Consider the following 16,655-nt stretch of genomic DNA (forward strand, 5'->3'; position numbering starts at 1 on the left):
ACGCGCTCAGGAGCGGCCCGGGCGATACCACCAGATCGCCACGCACAGCGCGATGCCCGCGCCGTACAACAGCCAGGTCGGCGACGTGACGTACGAATAAAGCATCAGCGCCAGCCCCAGCCAGCGGATGCGTGGCTCCTTGCGCGCCTTGCCCCAGTACCAGGCCCACATCCCGACCAGGCTGAACAGGATGCAGCCGGCGATCCAGGCCGGCGTGGGCAGTTCCAGGCCGAGCGCCTGGGCGGTTTGGAGGGCATCGCTGAAATTCATGGGCGTTCGAGGACAGGGGTGCCGAAGTATGCCTAGTCGTTGTGAACGCCTCGTGCGGCCACTTGCCGCCCGGCCCGGATCGACGCACAGTTGACGCGGCCGCGCGATTGGCCCTTGCGGGCAAAGGCCTACTGGACTGCCGGATGCGGCGCAACAGCGATCGCCGTACATTATCATTAGCAAGCTAACTACTTTTAAATCAATCATGACCAGGTCCGCCGCCAGCACCCGCCAGCAGAACCGCATGGCCTTTGGCGCGACGCTGCAGGTCATGTCGCGCGCCTACAAGGCGGCGGCGGACAAGGCGGTCGGCCACATCGGGCTGTCGCAGGCGATGGCCTGGCCGCTGGTCATGATCGGACGCCTGGGCAGCGGCATCCGCCCCGGCGCGCTGGCCGACGTGCTCGCGATCGAGGGGGCGTCGCTGGTGCGCCAGCTCGATCAACTCGCCGAAGCCGGGCTGGTCGAGCGCCGCGAGCATCCGGTCGACCGCCGCGCCAAGACGCTGCACCTCACGCCCGCGGGCACGCGCGCCCGCGCGAAGATCGAGGCCGCGCTCGACGCGATGCGCGCCGAGCTGTTCGACGGCATCCCCGACGCCGACCTGGACGCCTGCATCCGCGTGTTCGCCGCGCTCGACAACAAGCTGGGCCGCCCCGCGCACCCCCTTCTTTCCGGCCTGGCCGCGAGCGTCGAATGAAACTGCCGTCGCTTCCGCGCTTCTCGGGCGCCGAGATCCTGTTCTCGGCCAAGAGCTTCGCTGCCGCCGTGCTCGCGATGTACATCGCCAGCCGCGCCGGGCTGCCGCGGCCGTTCTGGGCGCTGCTGACCAGCTACATCGTGTCCGCGCCGCTGGCCGGCAACGTGCGCTCGAAGGCAGTGTTCCGCTTCTGCGGCACGTTGATCGGCTGCATCGCCACCGTGCTGATGGTGCCCGCCTTCGCCAACGCGCCGGAACTGCTGACGCTGGCGCTCGCGCTGTGGGTCGGCACGTGCCTGTTCCTGTCGCTGCAGGATCGCACCGCACGCTCCTATCTCTTCATGCTGGCCGGCTACACCGCGGCGCTGATCGGCTTCCCGTCCGTCGAGACGCCGGCGGCGATCTTCGACACCGCCGTCGCGCGGGTCGAGGAGATCAGCCTGGGCATCCTGAGCGCCACGCTCGTGCACAGCCTGGTGCTGCCGGTGGGCATGGGCCCGACGCTGCTGGCCGTGCTCGATCGCGGCCTGGGCGACGCACGCCGCTGGTTCGCCGACGTGCTGCGCGAGCCGGGCGCCGCCGCGAAGCCGCTGGCCACGGACCGCCAGCGCCTGGCCGGCGACATCACGCAGCTGCGGCTGCTGTCCACGCACGTCCCGTTCGACACCAGCCACCTGCGCTGGACGGCCGGCGCCATCGGCGCGATGCAGGACGCGCTCGCGGCGCTGACGCCGGCGCTGTCGGCCGTCGAGAACCGCCTGCTCGCGCTCGAGGAGGCCGAAGGCACGCTGGCGCCCGACGTCACCGCCCTGCTCGCGCGCACCGCGGCGTGGCTGCGGGCCGACGCCGCGACCGCGCAGGACGCCGCGCTGGACGACCTGCTCGCCGAGCTGCGCGCCCTCGGCGCCGATGCCGCCACCTGCAAGCCCTGGGCGCGCGCGCTGCGCATCAGCCTGGCCGTGCGGCTGGAGGAGTTGATCCATGGCTGGCGCGACGCCAAGTCGCTGCGGCGCGACATCGACGCCGGCCTGGCCGGCGCCGTCCCGCCGCGCCGCCACGGCGAGCCGTTCGGCAACCGCGTGCTGCACAAGGACGTCGGCCTCGCGCTGCTGTCGTCCTTCGCCGCGGTGCTCGCGATCTGCCTGTGCTGCGCGGCCTGGATCGTGGCGGCGTGGCCCGCGGGCTCGGCGGCCGCGATGTTCGCCGCGGTCTTCTGCAGCTTCTTCGCGACGATGGACGACCCGGTGCCCGCGATCCGCAACTTCATGCGCTTCATGATCTGGTCGGTGCCCGTGTCGGCGCTCTACGTGCTGGTGCTGCTGCCGCTGGTGCACGACTTCGGCATGCTGGTGCTGGTCATCGCCCCGACCTTCCTGGTGCTGGGCCTGTTCATCGCCCGCGCGGCCACGGCGCCGTCGGCCTTGGCGATGCTGTTCGGCGTGGCGGGCACGCTGTCGATCCACGACACGCAGGCCACGGTCGACCTGCCGGTGTTCCTCAACTCGACGCTCGCGCAGGTGCTGGGCATCTTCGCCGCGGCGCTGGTCACGCGCCTGGTGCGCACCGTCGGCGCCGACTGGAGCGCGCAACGCATCCGCCGCGCCACCTGGAACGAGCTCGGCGCGATGGCCGACGCCGGGCGCGGCGCGGCCGTCGACGACGCCTACGCCGTGCGCATGGTCGACCGCATCGCGCTGCTGGCCCCGCGCGTCGTGCAGGCCGACGCCGCGGTGCGCAACGACACCGTCGAGGGCGCGCTGAGCGACCTGCGCTCGGGTCTCGACATCGTCGCCCTGCAACGCGCGCGTCCGCGCCTGCCGTCGATGGGCATCGGCCCCGTGATGCAGGGCGTCGCGCGCCTGTTCCGCTCGCGCGGCCAGGGCCGCGACGATCCGCCGCCGGCCGCGCTGCTCGCCGAGCTCGACGGCGCGCTGCAAGGCGCTCTCGGCAAGGACGGCATCGACGGCCGCGTGGCCGTCACCGCGCTCGTCGGCCTGCGCCGCACACTGTTCCCCGGCGCCCCCGCGGCGCTGGCCCCTGTCGCCACCGGAGCCTCTGCATGATCGGCGAAGCCAGTTTCTACGGCCTGTACGTGCCCTGGTTGATGCTGCTGTGCGGCATCACGCTGGCCGTGCAATGGTTCGTCCGCCGCGCGCTCGGCGCGATCGGCTTCTATCGCTGGGTCTGGCACCCGGCCCTGTTCGACACCGCGATGTACGTGCTGCTGCTCTACGCCGTCAGCAACGTCGCTTCCACGCTGCAAACGCATTGAGTCCCGTCATGTCGTCCTCCGATCTCCTCGCTCCCGGCCGCTGGCCCATGCGCCTGGCGCGCCTGCTCGTCACGCTCGCCGTCGTCTGCGCCGCCGTCTGGGCCGGACTGCGGCTGTGGGACCACTACGAGCTCGAACCGTGGACGCGCGACGGCCGCGTGCGCGCCAACGTCGTGCAGATCGCGCCGGACGTGTCCGGCCTGGTGACCGCGGTGCCGGTGCAGGACAACCAGCTGGTGCCTGCGGGCACGCTGCTGTTCGAGGTCGACCGCGCCCGCTACGCGCTCGCGCTGCGGCAGTCCGAGGCCTCGCTGACCGCGGCCAAGGTGGCGCTGGCGCAGGCGCAGCGCGAGAACGCGCGCAACACCGGCCTCGGCGACATCGTCTCGCAGGAGCTGCGCGAGCAGACGTCCACGCGCGTCGAGGCCGCGCAGGCCAGCGTCGCCCAGGCCAACGTGGCGCTCGACTCGGCGCGCCTGAACCTCGAGCGCGCCCAGGTGCGCGCGCCGACCGCGGGCCTCGTCACCAACCTCGACATGCGCACCGGCAGCTACGCGCAGGCCGGCCGCGCCGCGCTGGCGCTGGTCGACGCGAACTCGTTCTACGTCGAGGGCTACTTCGAGGAGACCAAGCTGCCGCGCATCCACGTCGGCGACCGCGTGCACGTGACGCCGATGGGCGGCGCGCGCGTCGACGGCACGGTGGAGAGCATCGCCGCCGGCATCGCCGACCGCGACCGCTCGACCAGCAGCAACCTGCTGCCCAGCGTCAACCCGACCTTCAACTGGGTGCGGCTCGCGCAGCGCGTCCCGGTGCGCGTCAAGCTCGACCCGCTGCCGGCCGGGACGCGGCTGGTCGCCGGCGCGACCGTGACGGTGCAGGTCGTCGAAGGCGGCGCCTCGGGCGCGGCCCGATCCGTGCAGCCGGCGGCGTCCGCCGCGTCGGCCGCGTCCGCGAACAGGAGCTGATCATGCGCATCCCCGCCCTCGCATCGCTCGCGCTGGCCGCCTCGCTCGCCGCCTGCGCCATCAAGCCGGTCGGCCCGGACTACAGCGTGCCGGCCGCGGCCGTCGTCAACAAGCCCGGGGCCGCCGCGCCGTTCGCGCTCGCGCCGGCCTCGGCGGCCTCGGGCGCGACGCCGTTCGCCGACGCCCCTCTGCCGCCGCACTGGTGGCGGCTGTACCAGGATCCGAAGCTGGACGCGCTGATCGAGAAGGCGCTCGCACGCAACACCGACCTGCGCGTGGCGCTGGCCAACCTCGAGAAGGCCGAGGCGTCCGATCGCGCGGTGGAAGGCCAGAAGAAGCCGACGATCTCGACCGAGTTCGGGCCCGCGTTCGGCCACCAGTCCGGCCTGGACTACCTCGCGCCGAACTACGTGCCGCCCAGCACCTGGGAATACGGCGCGGGCGCGTCGCTGTCGTACCAGCTCGACCTGTTCGGCCGCATCCAGCGCGCCATCGAGGCCTCGCACGACGACACCCAGGCCGCGCAGGCCGCGCTGGACCTGGTGCGCATCAACGTGGCCGCGGGCACGGCGCGCGCGTACGCGGACGCGTGCGCGTCGGGCCTGCGCATCGCCAGCGCGGAACATTCGACCGAGCTGCAGCAGCAGGCGCTGGACATCTCGGTGCGGCTGCAGCAAGCCGGCCGCGTCGGCATCACCGACGCCGCGCGCGCCCGCAGCCAGCTGCAGGTGCTCAAGGCTGCGCTCCCGCCGCTGCAGGCGCGCCGCCAGGCCGCGCTGTATCGCCTGGCCACGCTCACCGGCGAGCTGCCGCAGGACTTCGACCAGGACGTCGCCAGCTGCGCCGTGCCGCCGCACGTCGCGGGCACCATTCCCGTCGGCGACGGCGCCGCGCTGCTGCGCCGGCGGCCGGACATCCGCCAGGCCGAGCGCCAGCTCGCCGCGGCCACCGCCACCATCGGCGTGGCCACGGCCGATCTCTACCCGCGCGTGTCGCTGGGGCTGTCGCTGGGCTCGCAAGGCCTGGGCAACGACTTCCTCGGCAAGGACACCTTCAGCTACAGCGTCGGCCCGCTGATCTCGTGGACGGTGCCCAACACCGGCGTCGTGCGCGCGCACATCGCGCAGGCCAACGCCGGCGCCGAGGGCGCGCTCGCGAAGTTCGACGGCACGGTGCTGACCGCGCTGCGCGAGACCCAGACCGCGCTCGACGCCTACGCCCGCGAGCTCGACCGCCACGCCGCGCTGCAGGCCGCCCGCGACGAGAGCGCCACCGTCGCCGGCCAGGCGCGCCGGCTCTACCAGAGCGGACGCACCGGCTACCTCGACGCGCTCGACGCCGAGCGCGCGCTGGCCAGCAGCGAGGCCACGCTGGCCCAGTCCGACGCCGAACTGGCCGACGACCAGGTCACCCTGTTCATGGCGCTGGGCGGCGGCTGGGAGCCGGAACCGGCGCGGACGGCGGCGGCGCGCTGAGGCATCCGGTTTGCCCCTGCTGAGCGCGCCGACGGTGGCGCCTCACAGGATCGCACCATGCCTCTCGAAAATCCCAGCGCCCACGACCCCGCCCTCGGCCAGAACCACGCCGCCGGCGTCAAGACCGAGACCGCCAGCCCGTCCGAGCGTGCGCTCGCGCCCGAAGGCGACGAGCCGATGCAGAGCGCCAACGGCATCGCCGACGACGGCACCTACGTCGGCCAGGGCGGCGGCTACATGGGCGGCCCGCTGCCGGCCGTCGACAGCGGCACGGCCCAGGTCGACAAGTCCAACGAACGCGGCGACGGCGCCTACGGCTTCCCGACCGGCCCCGGCGTCGGCGTGCCCGGCGGCGAGCACCAGCCGGTGGCGCAGAAGCCCGACGTGGTCACCAATCCCTATCCTGATCGCTGAAGCGCGTTGCGGAAAGAAAACGGCCCGGAGGTGAGTCCGGGCCGTGAAGCCGGCAGCCAGGGAGGAAAGAGGAAAGTTGCACTGCCGGGACATACCCCATCGAAGGTATGCCGAGAGTAGACCCCAGTTGCGTAACCGCCGTTTAGCGGCTTTGCGTCAAACCCGACAAACGCCCGCCCTGTCCGTGCCGGCATGGGGCGGATGCAACGCCGGTGCGACATCCTCGACGTCGGCGGACAGCCGGAACCACCGGACTTCGAAATCCCACCATACTCCGCAGGTCGCGCCCTTCCCGACGGCGCGGAGGTGCGGGCGAGATGGTGCAAGGCAAGTGGATCCGGCGGCTGGCGACGGCGATCGCCGCGGTGATCGCGCTGTGGGTGCTGACGTGGCTGGCGGTGCCGCCGCTGGTCAAGTGGCAGGCGCCGGCGCGGCTGTCGGCGGCGCTGGGCCGCGACGTCACGCTGGGCGCGGTCGACTTCCACCCGTGGGCGCTGGAGATCGTGCTGCACGACCTCGCCGTCGGTGCCGCGTCGGGCGAGCAAGGGCCGCCGCTGCTGCGCGTCGCGCGCGTGCGCGCCAACCTCGCGATCTCGTCGATCTTCCGGCGCGCGCCGGTGATCGAGGCGATCGACCTCGACCAGGCCCGCATCGCGCTGGCCCGCACGGCGCCCGGCCACTACGACATCGACGACCTGCTCAAGCGCTTCGCCGCCAAGCCGGACGCACCGCCGTCCGAGCCGGCGCGCTTCGCGCTCTACAACCTGCAGGTGCGTGACCTCGGCCTGCGCTTCGACGACCGGCCGGCCGGCCACGTGCACGTCGTCGACCAGTTCAACCTGTCGCTGCCCTTCCTGTCCAACCTGCCCGCCAACGTCGACATCACCGTGCAGCCGCACCTGGCCTTACGCCTCAACGGCGCGGCCTTCGACAGCGCGGCGCAGGCCACGCCGTTCGCCGCCACCGATCGCGGCACGCTCAAGCTCGCGCTGACGGACCTCGACGTGCGACCCTACCTCGGCTACCTGCCCGATTCGCTGCCGGTGCGCGTGGCCGGCGGGGCGCTGTCGGCCGACGTGTCGCTGGCCTTCGCCCAGCCGGCGACGGGACCGGCCACGCTGTCGCTGACGGGCTGGGTGTCGGCGAAGGACCTCGCCGTCGGCAATGCCGCGGGCCAGCCGCTGCTGGCGTGGAAGCAGGCGCGCGTGGGCCTGGCCGACGTGCAGCCGCTCGCGCACAAGCTGGCGTTCGACAGCGTGAGCCTGCAGGGCGTGCAGTGGCATCTCGATCGCGACGCCAACGGCGCGATCGATCCGCTGCGCGCCGGCGTGCCATCGCCGTCGCACGCGGCGGCCGCGGCCTCGTCGGCCAGCGCGCCCGAGGCCGCGCCGGAGGTGCCCTGGCAGGTGACCGTCGCCACGTTCGACATCGCCGACAGCCGGATCGTCTGGAACGACGCGTCGACCCAGCCCGCCGCGGCGCTCGTGTTCGACGGCCTCGCGCTGAACGCGAAGAAGCTGCAATGGCCCGCGACCGCGACGATGGCCTTCACGCTCTCGGCCAACGTCGCCGCGCCCGCCGCCTCGAGCGCGTCGGCCGCGGCGCGCCTCGCGTTCGAGGGCAACGCCAACGCGCAGGACGCGCAGGTCGCGATGACGCTCGCCGGCCTGCCGTTGCAGGCGCTCGCGCCCTACATCGCGCAGAGCGTCGTCCCGCGCATCGACGGCCGCCTCGCGGCGAAGGCGTCGCTGACCTGGTCGGGCAAGGCCGATGCACCCGCGCTGAAGATCGCGATCGCGGACGCGACGCTGGACGCGTTGCGCGTGCAGCCGACCGGCGCGGCCTCGGGCGCGAGCTGGGATCGGCTGGCGCTGGACGACCTCAGCCTCGACGTGCCCGCGCGCACCGTGTCGATCGGCGCCGTCAAGCTGGTGCATCCGAATGCGCAGGTGACACGCGACGCCCGTGGCCAGCTCGACGCCGCGGGTTGGCTGCGCGCGAGCACGCCCGGCCCGGCCGCGCCGGCATCGCAACCCGCCGCCGCGCCGTGGCACGTGCAGGTGCGCAGCGCGACGCTGGACGACGGCCTCGTGCAGTTCACCGACGCGTCGCTGCACCCCGAGCAGCACCTGCCGCCGCTGCGCGCCGAGCTGCGCCAGCTGCAGCTGGACGTGCGCGACTTCGCCTGGTTCGGCGACCATCCCGTGCCGCCCGCCAAGGTCACGCTGGCCGCGCGCATCGGCCGCCCGTCGCTGGCCGCCAGCAAGGCCGCGCACGGCGGCGAGCTGGGCTGGAAGGGCACGCTGGGCACGAGCCCCCTGGCGGCGCGCGGCGACCTCCGCATCGTGCGATTCCCGGTCGCCCTCGTCACGCCCTGGGTCGCCGACAAGCTGCCGGTGAGCCTGCTGCGCGCCGAGGCCGGCTACAGCGGCCATGTCGAACTGCAGTCGGCGCCGGCCGGCCTGGCGGTGACGACGTCCGGCGATGCGCTGCTGGGCGACGTGCACCTGACGACGCTGGCCGCCGCGTCGCCCGCGAGCGCCGCGTCCGCGCCGGATGAACTGCTGGGTTGGCAGTCGCTGTCGCTCAAGGGCGTGAAGTTCGCCATGAAGCCGAACGCGACGCCGCGGCTGGACGTCGGCCAGGTCGAACTCGACGACCTGTTCGCGCGCGTGCTCGTGACCGAGCAGGGCCGCCTGAACCTGCAGGACATCGGCGGCGGCGCGGCGGCGCCGGCCTCCGCGGCCAGCGGCGCGGCGTCCGCACCCGTGGCCGCCGCGTCCGAACCGGCGACTGCAGCGCCCGCGCCGCTGCCCATCGTCGTCAACGTCGGCGGCATCAAGCTGGTCAACGGCCGCGTCGACTACACCGACCATTTCGTGCGCCCCAACTACAGCGCCGCGCTGACCGAGTTGAACGGCTCGCTGGGCGCGTTCAGTTCGACGTCGCGCGACATGGCCGCGCTGCAACTGCACGGGCGCGCCGAGGGCACGGCGAACCTCGACATCTCGGGCCAGGTCAACCCGCTGGCGCGTCCGCTCGCGCTCGACATCCAGGCCAAGGCCACCGACCTCGAGCTCGCGCCGCTGTCGCCCTACGCCGGCAAGTACGCGGGCTACGCGATCGAGCGCGGCAAGCTGAGCATGGACGTCGCCTACAAGATCGATGCCGACGGCAAGCTCGAGGCGAAGAACCAGGTGATCCTCAACCAGCTGACCTTCGGTGACGCCATCGCCTCGCCGACCGCGACCAAGCTGCCGGTCAAGCTGGCGATCGCGCTGCTGAAGGATCGCAACGGCGTCATCGACATCAACCTGCCGATCAGCGGCAGCGTCAACGACCCGCAGTTCAGCGTCGGCGGCATCGTCGTCAAGCTGATCGTCAACCTGCTGGTGAAGGCGTTGACCTCGCCGTTCTCGCTGCTCACCGGTGGAAGCAGCGGCGGCGATGGCCCCGACATGAGCGCGATCGAGTTCAGGCCGGGCACGGCCGTCGTCACCGACGCGAGCGCGGCCTCGCTGGACAAGGTCGCCACCGCACTCGCCGACCGCCCCGCGCTGCAGCTGACCATCACGGGCAGCGCCGACCCGCAGGCCGAGCGCGCGGACTGGCAGCGCGAGTCCATCGAGGCGCAGCTGCGCACGATGGCGCGCGACGACGCGTTGCGCACCGGCGCACCGGCCAGCGCGCCTTCGAGCGCGCCGGTCGCGCTCGCGCCCGCGACGCGCTCGGCGCTGTTGAAGAAGCTCTACCAGCTGACGCGATTGCCGGACAAGCCGCGCAATCTCGTCGGCATGGCCAAGGATCTGCCGGACGCCGACATGGAGGCGCTGCTCGAGAAGAACGTGGCCGTCAACGACGAGGCGATGCGCCAGCAGGCGCTCGCCCGCGCGATCGCGGTGCGCGACGCGCTGGTGGCTCGCGGCATCTCCACCGACCGCGTGTTCCTCGCGGCCCCCAGCCTGCATGCGGCCGGCGCCGACGCGTGGACGCCCCGCGCGTCGCTCGCGCTGGCGATGCCCTGAATCGAGATGGACGCCGCGACGCGCTACGACCTCGTGCGGGTGCTGCACATCGGCGCGGACATCGTGTTCGTCGCCGGGCTGCTCGCGGGCGCGCTGGTGCTGGCGGCGCTGAGCTTCCAGGCCGCGCCGGCGTTGATCAAGGAACGGCGCCTCGTCGCGGCCATGCTTCGCATCAACCGGGTCGTCACTGGGTCGGCGCTGTTGCTCGCGTGGGCCTGCGGGCTGTGGCTGGCCTGGCAGGCGGGGTGGTTCGCGAGCGGCTGGCTGCACGTCAAGCTGGTGCTCGTGCTGGCGCTGAGCGCGTTGCATGGCGGGCTGTCGGCCGCGCTGCGTCGCGCGGGCGCGGACGCGCCGCGCGTGCCCGCGCGCGCGTGGCGCGCCGCGCCCGCGCTCGCGCTGGCCGGCGTCGCCGGCGTGGTCTGGCTGGCGCTGGGCAAGCCGTTCTGACCGGCGCGGGTGCGTCGGTTGCCGCCGACGTCGAATGCCCACGACCGCGCGAAAGGATGGCCATGAGTGAACTCAGCCCCGCCGCCGAGCTGGCCGCCGCCGCCAGCAAGCCCTACCCCGGCGACAGTGCCGAATACCGGCGCGCGCGCACCGCGCTGCTGGCCGAGGAGATCGAGCTGCGTCGCCACATCGAGCGCGTGGCCCGCCAGCGGCGCGCGATGCCGCTGGGCGGCGAGGCGCGCGGCTACACGTTCCGCGACCAGGACGACGCCGTCCTGCAGTTCGCCGACCTGTTCGGCGAGCACGACACGCTGGTCAGCTACATCTGGATGTTCGGCCCGCAGCGACCCCGGCCGTGCCCGATGTGCACGGCGTTCCTCGATGCGTTCGACCTGCCCTCGCGCAGCATCACGCAGCGTATCGGCTTCGTCGTGATCGGCCGCTCGCCCGTCGCGCGCCAGCTCGCGTTCGCGCGCGAGCGCGGCTGGCGGGACCTGCAATTCTTCCAGTGCATCGGCGACGAATTCGCCCGTGATTACCGGGCGCTGGGCCCGAACGACGAGGAGATGCCCGCGCTGGACGTCTGGGTCAGGCGCGACGGCCGCGTGCATCACTTCTGGGCCGGCGAACTGGGCGGCACCGAGGATCCCGGCCAGGACCCGCGCGGCGCGCCCGATCCGACGCCGCTGTGGAACATCCTCGACCTCACGCCGGGCGGGCGCGGCACCGACTGGTATCCGCAATTGCGCTGACCAGCAGAAAGGGCGGCCCGCGCTCTCGCGCGGCCGCCCTCGTCGTCAGGTCAACCAGCGGATCAGTTGCGGTCGGCCTTCGGCGCCAGGGCCGGCGTCGTGTCGGTCGAGGCGGTGCTGGCGTCGGTCGACATCGTGTTGCTGGTGTCGGCCGGGGCCGGCATGGCCGTGGTCGTGTCCGCGGTCGACGTGTCGTTGGTGGTCGTCGCCTGCGCCACCGTCGTGGTCGTGGTCGTCTCGGCCACGGGCACCATGTGCTGGTGCTTGATGAGCATCAGGTGGGCCGCGGGATCGCTCTCGGGCGAATTGCCCTGGTCATGGAAGAAGTAGATCTCCTGGCCGGACGGGTTGGCCGGCACGACGACTTCCTGCGGCGTGGCCATCGGATCCGTGCTCTTGGTCTCGTCGGTTTGCGCAACGGACGCGCCGATCGCGCCGACCAGGGCCGTGGCGGTCGCGGCAACCGCGAGCTTCTTGAAGATTTGACGCATGGTGAACTCCTGTGGGGGGTGAGGCTGGACGCTTCGCGACTCGAAGCTGGTAGGAACCCTCATGAGGCAACGCGTGTGCCGCGCGCAGCTCCACAGGTGTCGGACAACGCCGCGTCGCGTCGATTTCGCCTATCCTCGCGGCAACATGCAGCGCCCTCGCCTCCGCCATGCCGTCGTCGCGTCATGCCTGGCCGCGGCCACGCTCGCGCATTCGGCGGGCGCCGCGTTCGGCTGGCCGCATGGCGAGAAGGCTGCGGTGAGCCTGGCCTACGACGACGCCATCGACAGCCAGCTCGACAACGCGATCCCCGCGCTGGACCGGGCCGGCCTCAAGGGCAGCTTCTACCTGACGCTCGCCAACCCCTCGCTGCGCAACCGGCTGGACGAGTGGCGTGCCGCCGCCGCGCATGGGCACGAGCTCGGCAACCACACGCTGTTCCATTTCTGCTCGGCCAAGGCCGCCGGCCACGAATGGGTCACGCCGGAACTGGATCTCGACACCGTGAGCGCTGCGCGCATGGTCGCGCAGGTCAAGTTGGCCAACACCCTGCTGCACGCGATCGACGGCAGGACGGCGCGCACGTTCACCGTGCCGTGCGGCGATCGCCGGGCCCAGGACGGCGACTACGTCGACCTCGTCAAGAGCGAGTTCGTGGCGATCAAGTCGGGCCCGGGCGCCGTCGTCGCGGACATGGACACGCTCGATCCCTACGCCGTCGGCGTGACCGCGCCGGAGGGCGCGACGGGCGCGCAGCTGATCGCGCTCGTCGAGCAGGCCGCGCGGGCCGGCACGATGATCAACTTCACCTTCCACGGCATCGGCGGCGACTACATCACCACGTCGAGGCAGGCCCACGAGGAACTGCTGGCCTACCTCGCGGCGCATCGCGACGTCTACTGGACCGACACGTTCATGAACATCATGACGTACGTGAAGGCGCGGCAGGCGGCGCATCGGACCACGCCATGAGGATGGCCACGGTCCGCAAGTTCGCGCTGTCGCTGCCCGACGTGACCGAAGCGTACGAAGCGAAGGCCGGTCGAGGCCGCGCCGCCATCGACACACGTTCCCACGAGGGGCATCGTTCGGGAGTAGAACTCGCTTCTCTCCACCCAACGACACGAAAGGCACAGCGATGAAGATCAACCGCACGGGATCGGCCGCATGGCAAGGCGGCATCAAGGACGGCAAGGGCTCCATCTCGACGCAGAGCGGCGCTCTGAAGGCGTATCCGTACGGCTTCGCGAGCCGATTCGAGGGCACGCCCGGCTCGAATCCGGAGGAACTCATCGCCGCGGCCCACTCGGCGTGCTTCACGATGGCCCTCAGCAAGATCCTCGGCGAGGCCAACCTGACCGCCGAGCAGATGGATACCAGCGCGCAGGTGACGCTCGAGTCGGTCGACGGCGGCTTCGCGATCACCGCCGTGCACCTGACGCTCAAGGGCAAGGTGCCCGGCGCGACAGCCGCGCAGTTTGTCGAGTTGGCGAACAAGGCGAAGGCGGGGTGTCCGGTGTCCAAGCTGTTGAAGGCGGACATCTCGCTGGATGCGCAGCTGGTGGCTTGAGGCGTCCCGAAAAGCAGAAAGCCCGGCATCTTTCGATACCGGGCTTTTGCTTGTTCAATGGTCGGGGCGGCGGGATTCGAACTCGCGACCCCTTGCACCCCATGCACGCGAAGAAAGCCTTCGGAGCCAGCATCCATGCGGGTTTCAGACTCTTGTGTTGAATACAAGTGGGGATAACCGCGGTCTTATGAATCAACAACTTGGCTGCAAGCTCAGGCGAAGTATTCAACAAAATTGGGTCAGCTTTTCCCGCTCGCCTCGCCCGGAGGGCGTGCCTCGAAGTCTCTAGGCGGAACGCCTGACCTTAGCCATACGGCCAGTACTTCATTGTCTTTCGATTCCAGTAAGACCGTCACCTCAACCCCCGCCGCTTGAAGCCTCTTCGCTTCAGCTTCCTCTGCGGCAATCAGGTCCTGTTGACGCCGGCCTTCTTCGGGGGAAATGTCTAAGTCAGTCATGGGAACTCCGATGCTTGATGACGCGCCGAAGTGCGCCTCGCGATGGCAGTTCGGACACACCGCGATGGCGTTCTCGACGGTGTCATGCCCGCCTACCGCGAGCTGAACGCGATGATGCACCTCCAGATACGGTGAGCCATCGGCACGTCGGAAGAATGGCGCACGCGCTCTGCAGCACTCGCAGTAGCCTCCGGCCCGGAAGAGCACTTGGGCGACAACATCTGCATTGCGAGCAAATGCCGTACTAGTCACTGTCAGTCGTCGGGGCACCTGAGGCGCGCGCGCGAGCCTGTCCAAACGCTGCTCTTCCGTGGATTTGGCTGCCCGAGCCACCGCGGCCTGAAAATCAGCGGCAACGCGCTCGGCTTCAAGAGGCCGAGCGGCTTGGCCGCCCGTGGCCGCCCGGACGTCGGCTACACCGACGTCACAGCCTACGTCGCCTCGCGGTACGAGGTGCAACCAAATCGCCTGCTCCTCAGGCTCATAGAGCATCGTCGGACAGTCAAACAACGAGCCCAGTGAGCATCGACCCGTGTCGACGTCCTTCAGAACTCCAACCACCGGCAGTCCCTGCTCGAACGCTAGCTGCAGGCCTGTCCAGTGCGCTACCCAAGTCTTTCGCGGATTCTCGGCTGGGCACCCCATCCGGTACCAGAGAGTGCCGTCCATACGGTCTTGAAGGATAGCCCTGCCCTCGCGAACTCGCTTGCCGGCGCCGTCGCGAGAACTGTTGAAGTTCCAGATTGTGGTCACGAACAACTTCGCTCGCCCAGCTCGTGCCTCATCCCTCGAGACATCGAACGCCGACCACTGCTGGCCTGGTGCAAGCGCCCCGAGAGCTCGAAAAGCCTCGTTGTGTGCGGTATCGAATGCTGCTTGAGACTGGGCGGCCATGGAGGATTGCGGCGATGCGGTCGCGCTACTGTACGCCGGCTGTCTCCGTATGGTGCTTCGCAGCATCGGGTGAGCGGTAGTCGACTCGTCACAGTTCCGTTGCAGACAAGACGCGTTTAGTATAGTATATGTGCTTCTGTACGGTACTACTATTCGTCGAGAGTGCTCATCTATGCCCCGTCCCGGAATCACCCCCGTCCAGTTCAACGAAGCCATGGCGGAATTCGTTTCCGCTGGGTCGTCACCCTCCAAGGTTACCCTCAAGATGCTGGCCGAGCGGCTGCCGGCCAGCAACTCGACTTTGGTAAAAATGCGGAACGCTTACCTTGAAGCGCACCCCGAAACGAAACCAGTCGCCCGCGAGTTGCCAATCGACATCGTCGCCTCTATCGAGTCCTACGGCGACCGCCGCGAGTCCGTTGCTCGCGAGGAGCTTGGAAACCAGCTCGCGCAAGCCAAGGCAGCGGAAGTGGCACTCCTTACCGAAACCAAGGAACTCGGCGATGAGCTCGAGGAGGTCCGGGCGACCTCGGCGCAGTTGGGTAGCCGCAACAGCGAGCTTACGGGCCAGCTTGAGCAGCAAGTGCGAGAAATCGCCGAGCTGAAGGACATGCTCTCCAAAGTCCAGGGGAGACTCTCGCTCACCGAGCGTGACTTTCACGCTGCCCAAGCAATCGCCCAGGCCGCCGATGGTCGCGTGCAGGAAATCCGGTCGTCGGCAGACCGCCAGATGGAGCAACTGCGAGCCGAATTGGCGCAGGCCCGTGCCGGCCAGGTGGATGCAGAACGGCGCGTGGCCTCAGCAGTCAGTGAAGCCGCCGCCGCTAAGGCTCACCTCGTGGGACTGCAAGAAGCGCAGGCGTCACGGCAGTCCCACCTCGACGAAGTCCAGGCGAGTGTTCGTCGCCTCGAGCCGGAGGCTGTGCGTGCCGCCGCGGCCGCTGCCGAGGTTGATGGTTTGAAGCGCGAGGTCGCGCGTCAGGACGAGACCATTGCGATGCTGCGTGACCTGTGCGCGAGGCCGGCTGGCGCGGTAGCCACGCCGGCGACGACGTAGAAGGCAATAGATTTCTTTGTGCTAGTCAAGCCGAGGCCCTGACGGCTTGCTTCGCAACGGGTTGGCCGTCGACATCGTTTGCAGAGCCCTTGCAGCCGCCCTTCCAGTTGGTGCAACCCCATAAATGGCCAGAGCCATCCTTGTGCGCGATTCGCCTTAGGAAACCGAGCTCCGGGTCCTTGCAGGCCATGCATACGTGGGTCTTGTCCACCGCCTTGGGTGCCGGGCCGGCGTTTTCTCCGCCGGCTTGCCATCGACCTCGCGGATGGTCTTCTTGCAATTGGTGTTTGTGCAGCCGTAGAAGAACCCGTACTGCCCAGGGATGCGCTTCAGCGCCGAGCCACAGCCCTCCTTCTCGAAGCTGCCGAAGCAGGCGTGGTCGGTTACCTCCCACTCCACGCGTTCAGCGCGCAGCTTCTGTGGCGTCCCACCAGGGAAGTGCTCGGGCCGGAAGAACGACGCCGAGCGGCCCACCAGGTCATGCAGCCAAGGCTTGAGCTGCGCCATGAAGTCCGCGTGCGTAGAACGCCGGCGAAGCACTTCATCGTTCCGCAGTTGCCACTCGGCCGTCATGTCGGGCGCCGTCATTTCGACCGGAAGCAGCTCGATGAGCTTGATGGCATCTTCGCTTGGGTTCAGGTTCTTGCCTTCCTTGAGCAGCGGCCCCTTCGTCTTCAGGCCGTCGATGATGGTTGCCCGCGTGGCATCAGTGCCAATGCCGGCGCCTTCCTTTAGGCGCTTCTTGACGCCTCGTCCTGGATGTGCTGGTGGATGTTCTTCATCACCTGGCCGAAGGCAGGCGATGCGCCTAAGGAAGAAAGTAGAAGGGTCAAGGAGAGAGTTCGGTCATGTCACTCCATGTGC

Annotated in this window: 16 protein-coding genes and 1 pseudogene; 12 read left to right on the forward strand and 5 right to left on the reverse strand. The window is 70.2% G+C overall.

Features of this window, described 5'->3' with window-relative positions; translation table 11 throughout:
• Positions 1-6: 6 nt before the first annotated feature.
• A complete protein-coding gene (locus LPC04_RS16160) occupies positions 7-270 on the reverse strand; it encodes a hypothetical protein (RefSeq protein ID WP_275683287.1) in 264 nt (87 codons plus the stop codon).
• Between the two features lie 205 nt (positions 271-475).
• Here LPC04_RS16160 and LPC04_RS16165 point away from each other — a divergent pair, with 205 nt between their 5' ends.
• The 9 genes from LPC04_RS16165 to LPC04_RS16205 all read left to right on the forward strand — a co-directional run bounded on the left by LPC04_RS16165 (position 476) and on the right by LPC04_RS16205 (position 11,323).
• A complete protein-coding gene (locus LPC04_RS16165; protein WP_275683288.1) occupies positions 476-970 on the forward strand; it encodes a MarR family winged helix-turn-helix transcriptional regulator in 495 nt (164 codons plus the stop codon).
• Positions 967-3,033 (forward strand): FUSC family protein, encoded by a 2,067-nt coding sequence (locus tag LPC04_RS16170; protein ID WP_275683289.1) that lies wholly within the window; start codon positions 967-969, stop codon positions 3,031-3,033. Before LPC04_RS16165 ends, LPC04_RS16170 begins: the two co-directional genes overlap by 4 nt.
• On the forward strand, positions 3,030-3,242 hold the full coding sequence (locus LPC04_RS16175) for a DUF1656 domain-containing protein (RefSeq protein ID WP_275683290.1): 213 nt from the start codon (positions 3,030-3,032) through the stop codon (positions 3,240-3,242). Before LPC04_RS16170 ends, LPC04_RS16175 begins: the two co-directional genes overlap by 4 nt.
• An 8-nt stretch (positions 3,243-3,250) precedes the next feature.
• Complete coding sequence (locus LPC04_RS16180; protein WP_275683291.1) at positions 3,251-4,210, forward strand: efflux RND transporter periplasmic adaptor subunit; 960 nt, start codon at positions 3,251-3,253, stop codon at positions 4,208-4,210.
• Positions 4,211-4,212: 2 nt separating this feature from the next.
• Positions 4,213-5,685, forward strand: a complete 1,473-nt coding sequence (locus LPC04_RS16185) for a TolC family protein (RefSeq protein WP_275683292.1) — start codon at positions 4,213-4,215, stop codon at positions 5,683-5,685.
• A gap of 57 nt (positions 5,686-5,742) precedes the next feature.
• A complete protein-coding gene (locus LPC04_RS16190; protein WP_275683293.1) occupies positions 5,743-6,099 on the forward strand; it encodes a hypothetical protein in 357 nt (118 codons plus the stop codon).
• Between the two features lie 317 nt (positions 6,100-6,416).
• Positions 6,417-10,124 (forward strand): DUF748 domain-containing protein, encoded by a 3,708-nt coding sequence (locus tag LPC04_RS16195; RefSeq protein ID WP_275683294.1) that lies wholly within the window; start codon positions 6,417-6,419, stop codon positions 10,122-10,124.
• A 6-nt stretch (positions 10,125-10,130) separates the two neighbouring features.
• Positions 10,131-10,571 (forward strand): CopD family protein, encoded by a 441-nt coding sequence (locus LPC04_RS16200; protein ID WP_275683295.1) that lies wholly within the window; start codon positions 10,131-10,133, stop codon positions 10,569-10,571.
• 62 nt (positions 10,572-10,633) lie between these two features.
• Positions 10,634-11,323 (forward strand): DUF899 family protein, encoded by a 690-nt coding sequence (locus tag LPC04_RS16205; protein WP_275683296.1) that lies wholly within the window; start codon positions 10,634-10,636, stop codon positions 11,321-11,323.
• A gap of 62 nt (positions 11,324-11,385) precedes the next feature.
• On the opposite strand, the gene LPC04_RS16210 is transcribed toward LPC04_RS16205, so the two are convergent.
• A complete protein-coding gene (locus LPC04_RS16210) occupies positions 11,386-11,814 on the reverse strand; it encodes a hypothetical protein (protein ID WP_275683297.1) in 429 nt (142 codons plus the stop codon).
• Between the two features lie 145 nt (positions 11,815-11,959).
• Between LPC04_RS16210 and LPC04_RS16215 the strand changes: the two genes are divergently transcribed.
• Together LPC04_RS16215 and LPC04_RS16220 are read left to right on the forward strand one after the other, a co-directional pair.
• Positions 11,960-12,784 carry a polysaccharide deacetylase family protein gene (locus tag LPC04_RS16215; protein WP_275683298.1) on the forward strand — a complete coding sequence of 275 codons (825 nt, stop codon included), beginning with the start codon at positions 11,960-11,962 and terminating at the stop codon, positions 12,782-12,784.
• Between the two features lie 166 nt (positions 12,785-12,950).
• The gene (locus LPC04_RS16220) at positions 12,951-13,382 is read left to right on the forward strand and encodes an OsmC family protein (protein WP_420854733.1); all 432 of its coding nucleotides are present in this window, start codon (positions 12,951-12,953) and stop codon (positions 13,380-13,382) included.
• Positions 13,383-13,621: 239 nt separating this feature from the next.
• Here the strand turns inward: LPC04_RS16220 and LPC04_RS16225 are convergent, their stop codons facing one another.
• Both LPC04_RS16225 and LPC04_RS29055 read right to left on the reverse strand, forming a co-directional pair.
• Complete coding sequence (locus LPC04_RS16225) at positions 13,622-13,840, reverse strand: hypothetical protein (protein WP_275683551.1); 219 nt, start codon at positions 13,838-13,840, stop codon at positions 13,622-13,624.
• Between the two features lie 42 nt (positions 13,841-13,882).
• A pseudogene (locus LPC04_RS29055) lies at positions 13,883-14,950 on the reverse strand (HNH endonuclease); the annotation flags it as partial.
• On the opposite strand from LPC04_RS29055, the gene LPC04_RS16235 reads away from it, so the two are divergent.
• A complete protein-coding gene (locus LPC04_RS16235; protein ID WP_275683299.1) occupies positions 14,907-15,791 on the forward strand; it encodes a hypothetical protein in 885 nt (294 codons plus the stop codon). The pseudogene LPC04_RS29055 and the gene LPC04_RS16235 overlap by 44 nt on opposite strands.
• Positions 15,792-15,947: 156 nt before the next feature.
• Here LPC04_RS16235 and LPC04_RS29085 read toward each other — a convergent pair whose 3' ends face one another.
• Positions 15,948-16,595, reverse strand: coding sequence for a DNA topoisomerase (locus LPC04_RS29085; RefSeq protein ID WP_420854736.1), 648 nt, complete (start codon positions 16,593-16,595; stop codon positions 15,948-15,950).
• Between the last annotated feature and the right edge of the window lie 60 nt (positions 16,596-16,655).

This window comes from Scleromatobacter humisilvae, from assembly GCF_023231945.1.
GTDB classification, from domain to species: domain Bacteria; phylum Pseudomonadota; class Gammaproteobacteria; order Burkholderiales; family Burkholderiaceae_C; genus Scleromatobacter; species Scleromatobacter humisilvae.

Bases quoted from the DNA above. Each gene is read 5' to 3' on its own strand.
- LPC04_RS16160 (WP_275683287.1), bottom strand. From the start codon at position 270: ATGAATTTCAGCGATGCCCTCCAAACCGCCCAGGCGCTCGGCCTGGAA.
- LPC04_RS16165 (WP_275683288.1), top strand. From the start codon at position 476: ATGACCAGGTCCGCCGCCAGCACCCGCCAGCAGAACCGCATGGCCTTT.
- LPC04_RS16170 (WP_275683289.1), top strand. From the start codon at position 967: ATGAAACTGCCGTCGCTTCCGCGCTTCTCGGGCGCCGAGATCCTGTTC.
- LPC04_RS16175 (WP_275683290.1), top strand. From the start codon at position 3,030: ATGATCGGCGAAGCCAGTTTCTACGGCCTGTACGTGCCCTGGTTGATG.
- LPC04_RS16180 (WP_275683291.1), top strand. From the start codon at position 3,251: ATGTCGTCCTCCGATCTCCTCGCTCCCGGCCGCTGGCCCATGCGCCTG.
- LPC04_RS16185 (WP_275683292.1), top strand. From the start codon at position 4,213: ATGCGCATCCCCGCCCTCGCATCGCTCGCGCTGGCCGCCTCGCTCGCC.
- LPC04_RS16190 (WP_275683293.1), top strand. From the start codon at position 5,743: ATGCCTCTCGAAAATCCCAGCGCCCACGACCCCGCCCTCGGCCAGAAC.
- LPC04_RS16195 (WP_275683294.1), top strand. From the start codon at position 6,417: ATGGTGCAAGGCAAGTGGATCCGGCGGCTGGCGACGGCGATCGCCGCG.
- LPC04_RS16200 (WP_275683295.1), top strand. From the start codon at position 10,131: ATGGACGCCGCGACGCGCTACGACCTCGTGCGGGTGCTGCACATCGGC.
- LPC04_RS16205 (WP_275683296.1), top strand. From the start codon at position 10,634: ATGAGTGAACTCAGCCCCGCCGCCGAGCTGGCCGCCGCCGCCAGCAAG.
- LPC04_RS16210 (WP_275683297.1), bottom strand. From the start codon at position 11,814: ATGCGTCAAATCTTCAAGAAGCTCGCGGTTGCCGCGACCGCCACGGCC.
- LPC04_RS16215 (WP_275683298.1), top strand. From the start codon at position 11,960: ATGCAGCGCCCTCGCCTCCGCCATGCCGTCGTCGCGTCATGCCTGGCC.
- LPC04_RS16220 (WP_420854733.1), top strand. From the start codon at position 12,951: ATGAAGATCAACCGCACGGGATCGGCCGCATGGCAAGGCGGCATCAAG.
- LPC04_RS16225 (WP_275683551.1), bottom strand. From the start codon at position 13,840: ATGACTGACTTAGACATTTCCCCCGAAGAAGGCCGGCGTCAACAGGAC.
- LPC04_RS16235 (WP_275683299.1), top strand. From the start codon at position 14,907: ATGCCCCGTCCCGGAATCACCCCCGTCCAGTTCAACGAAGCCATGGCG.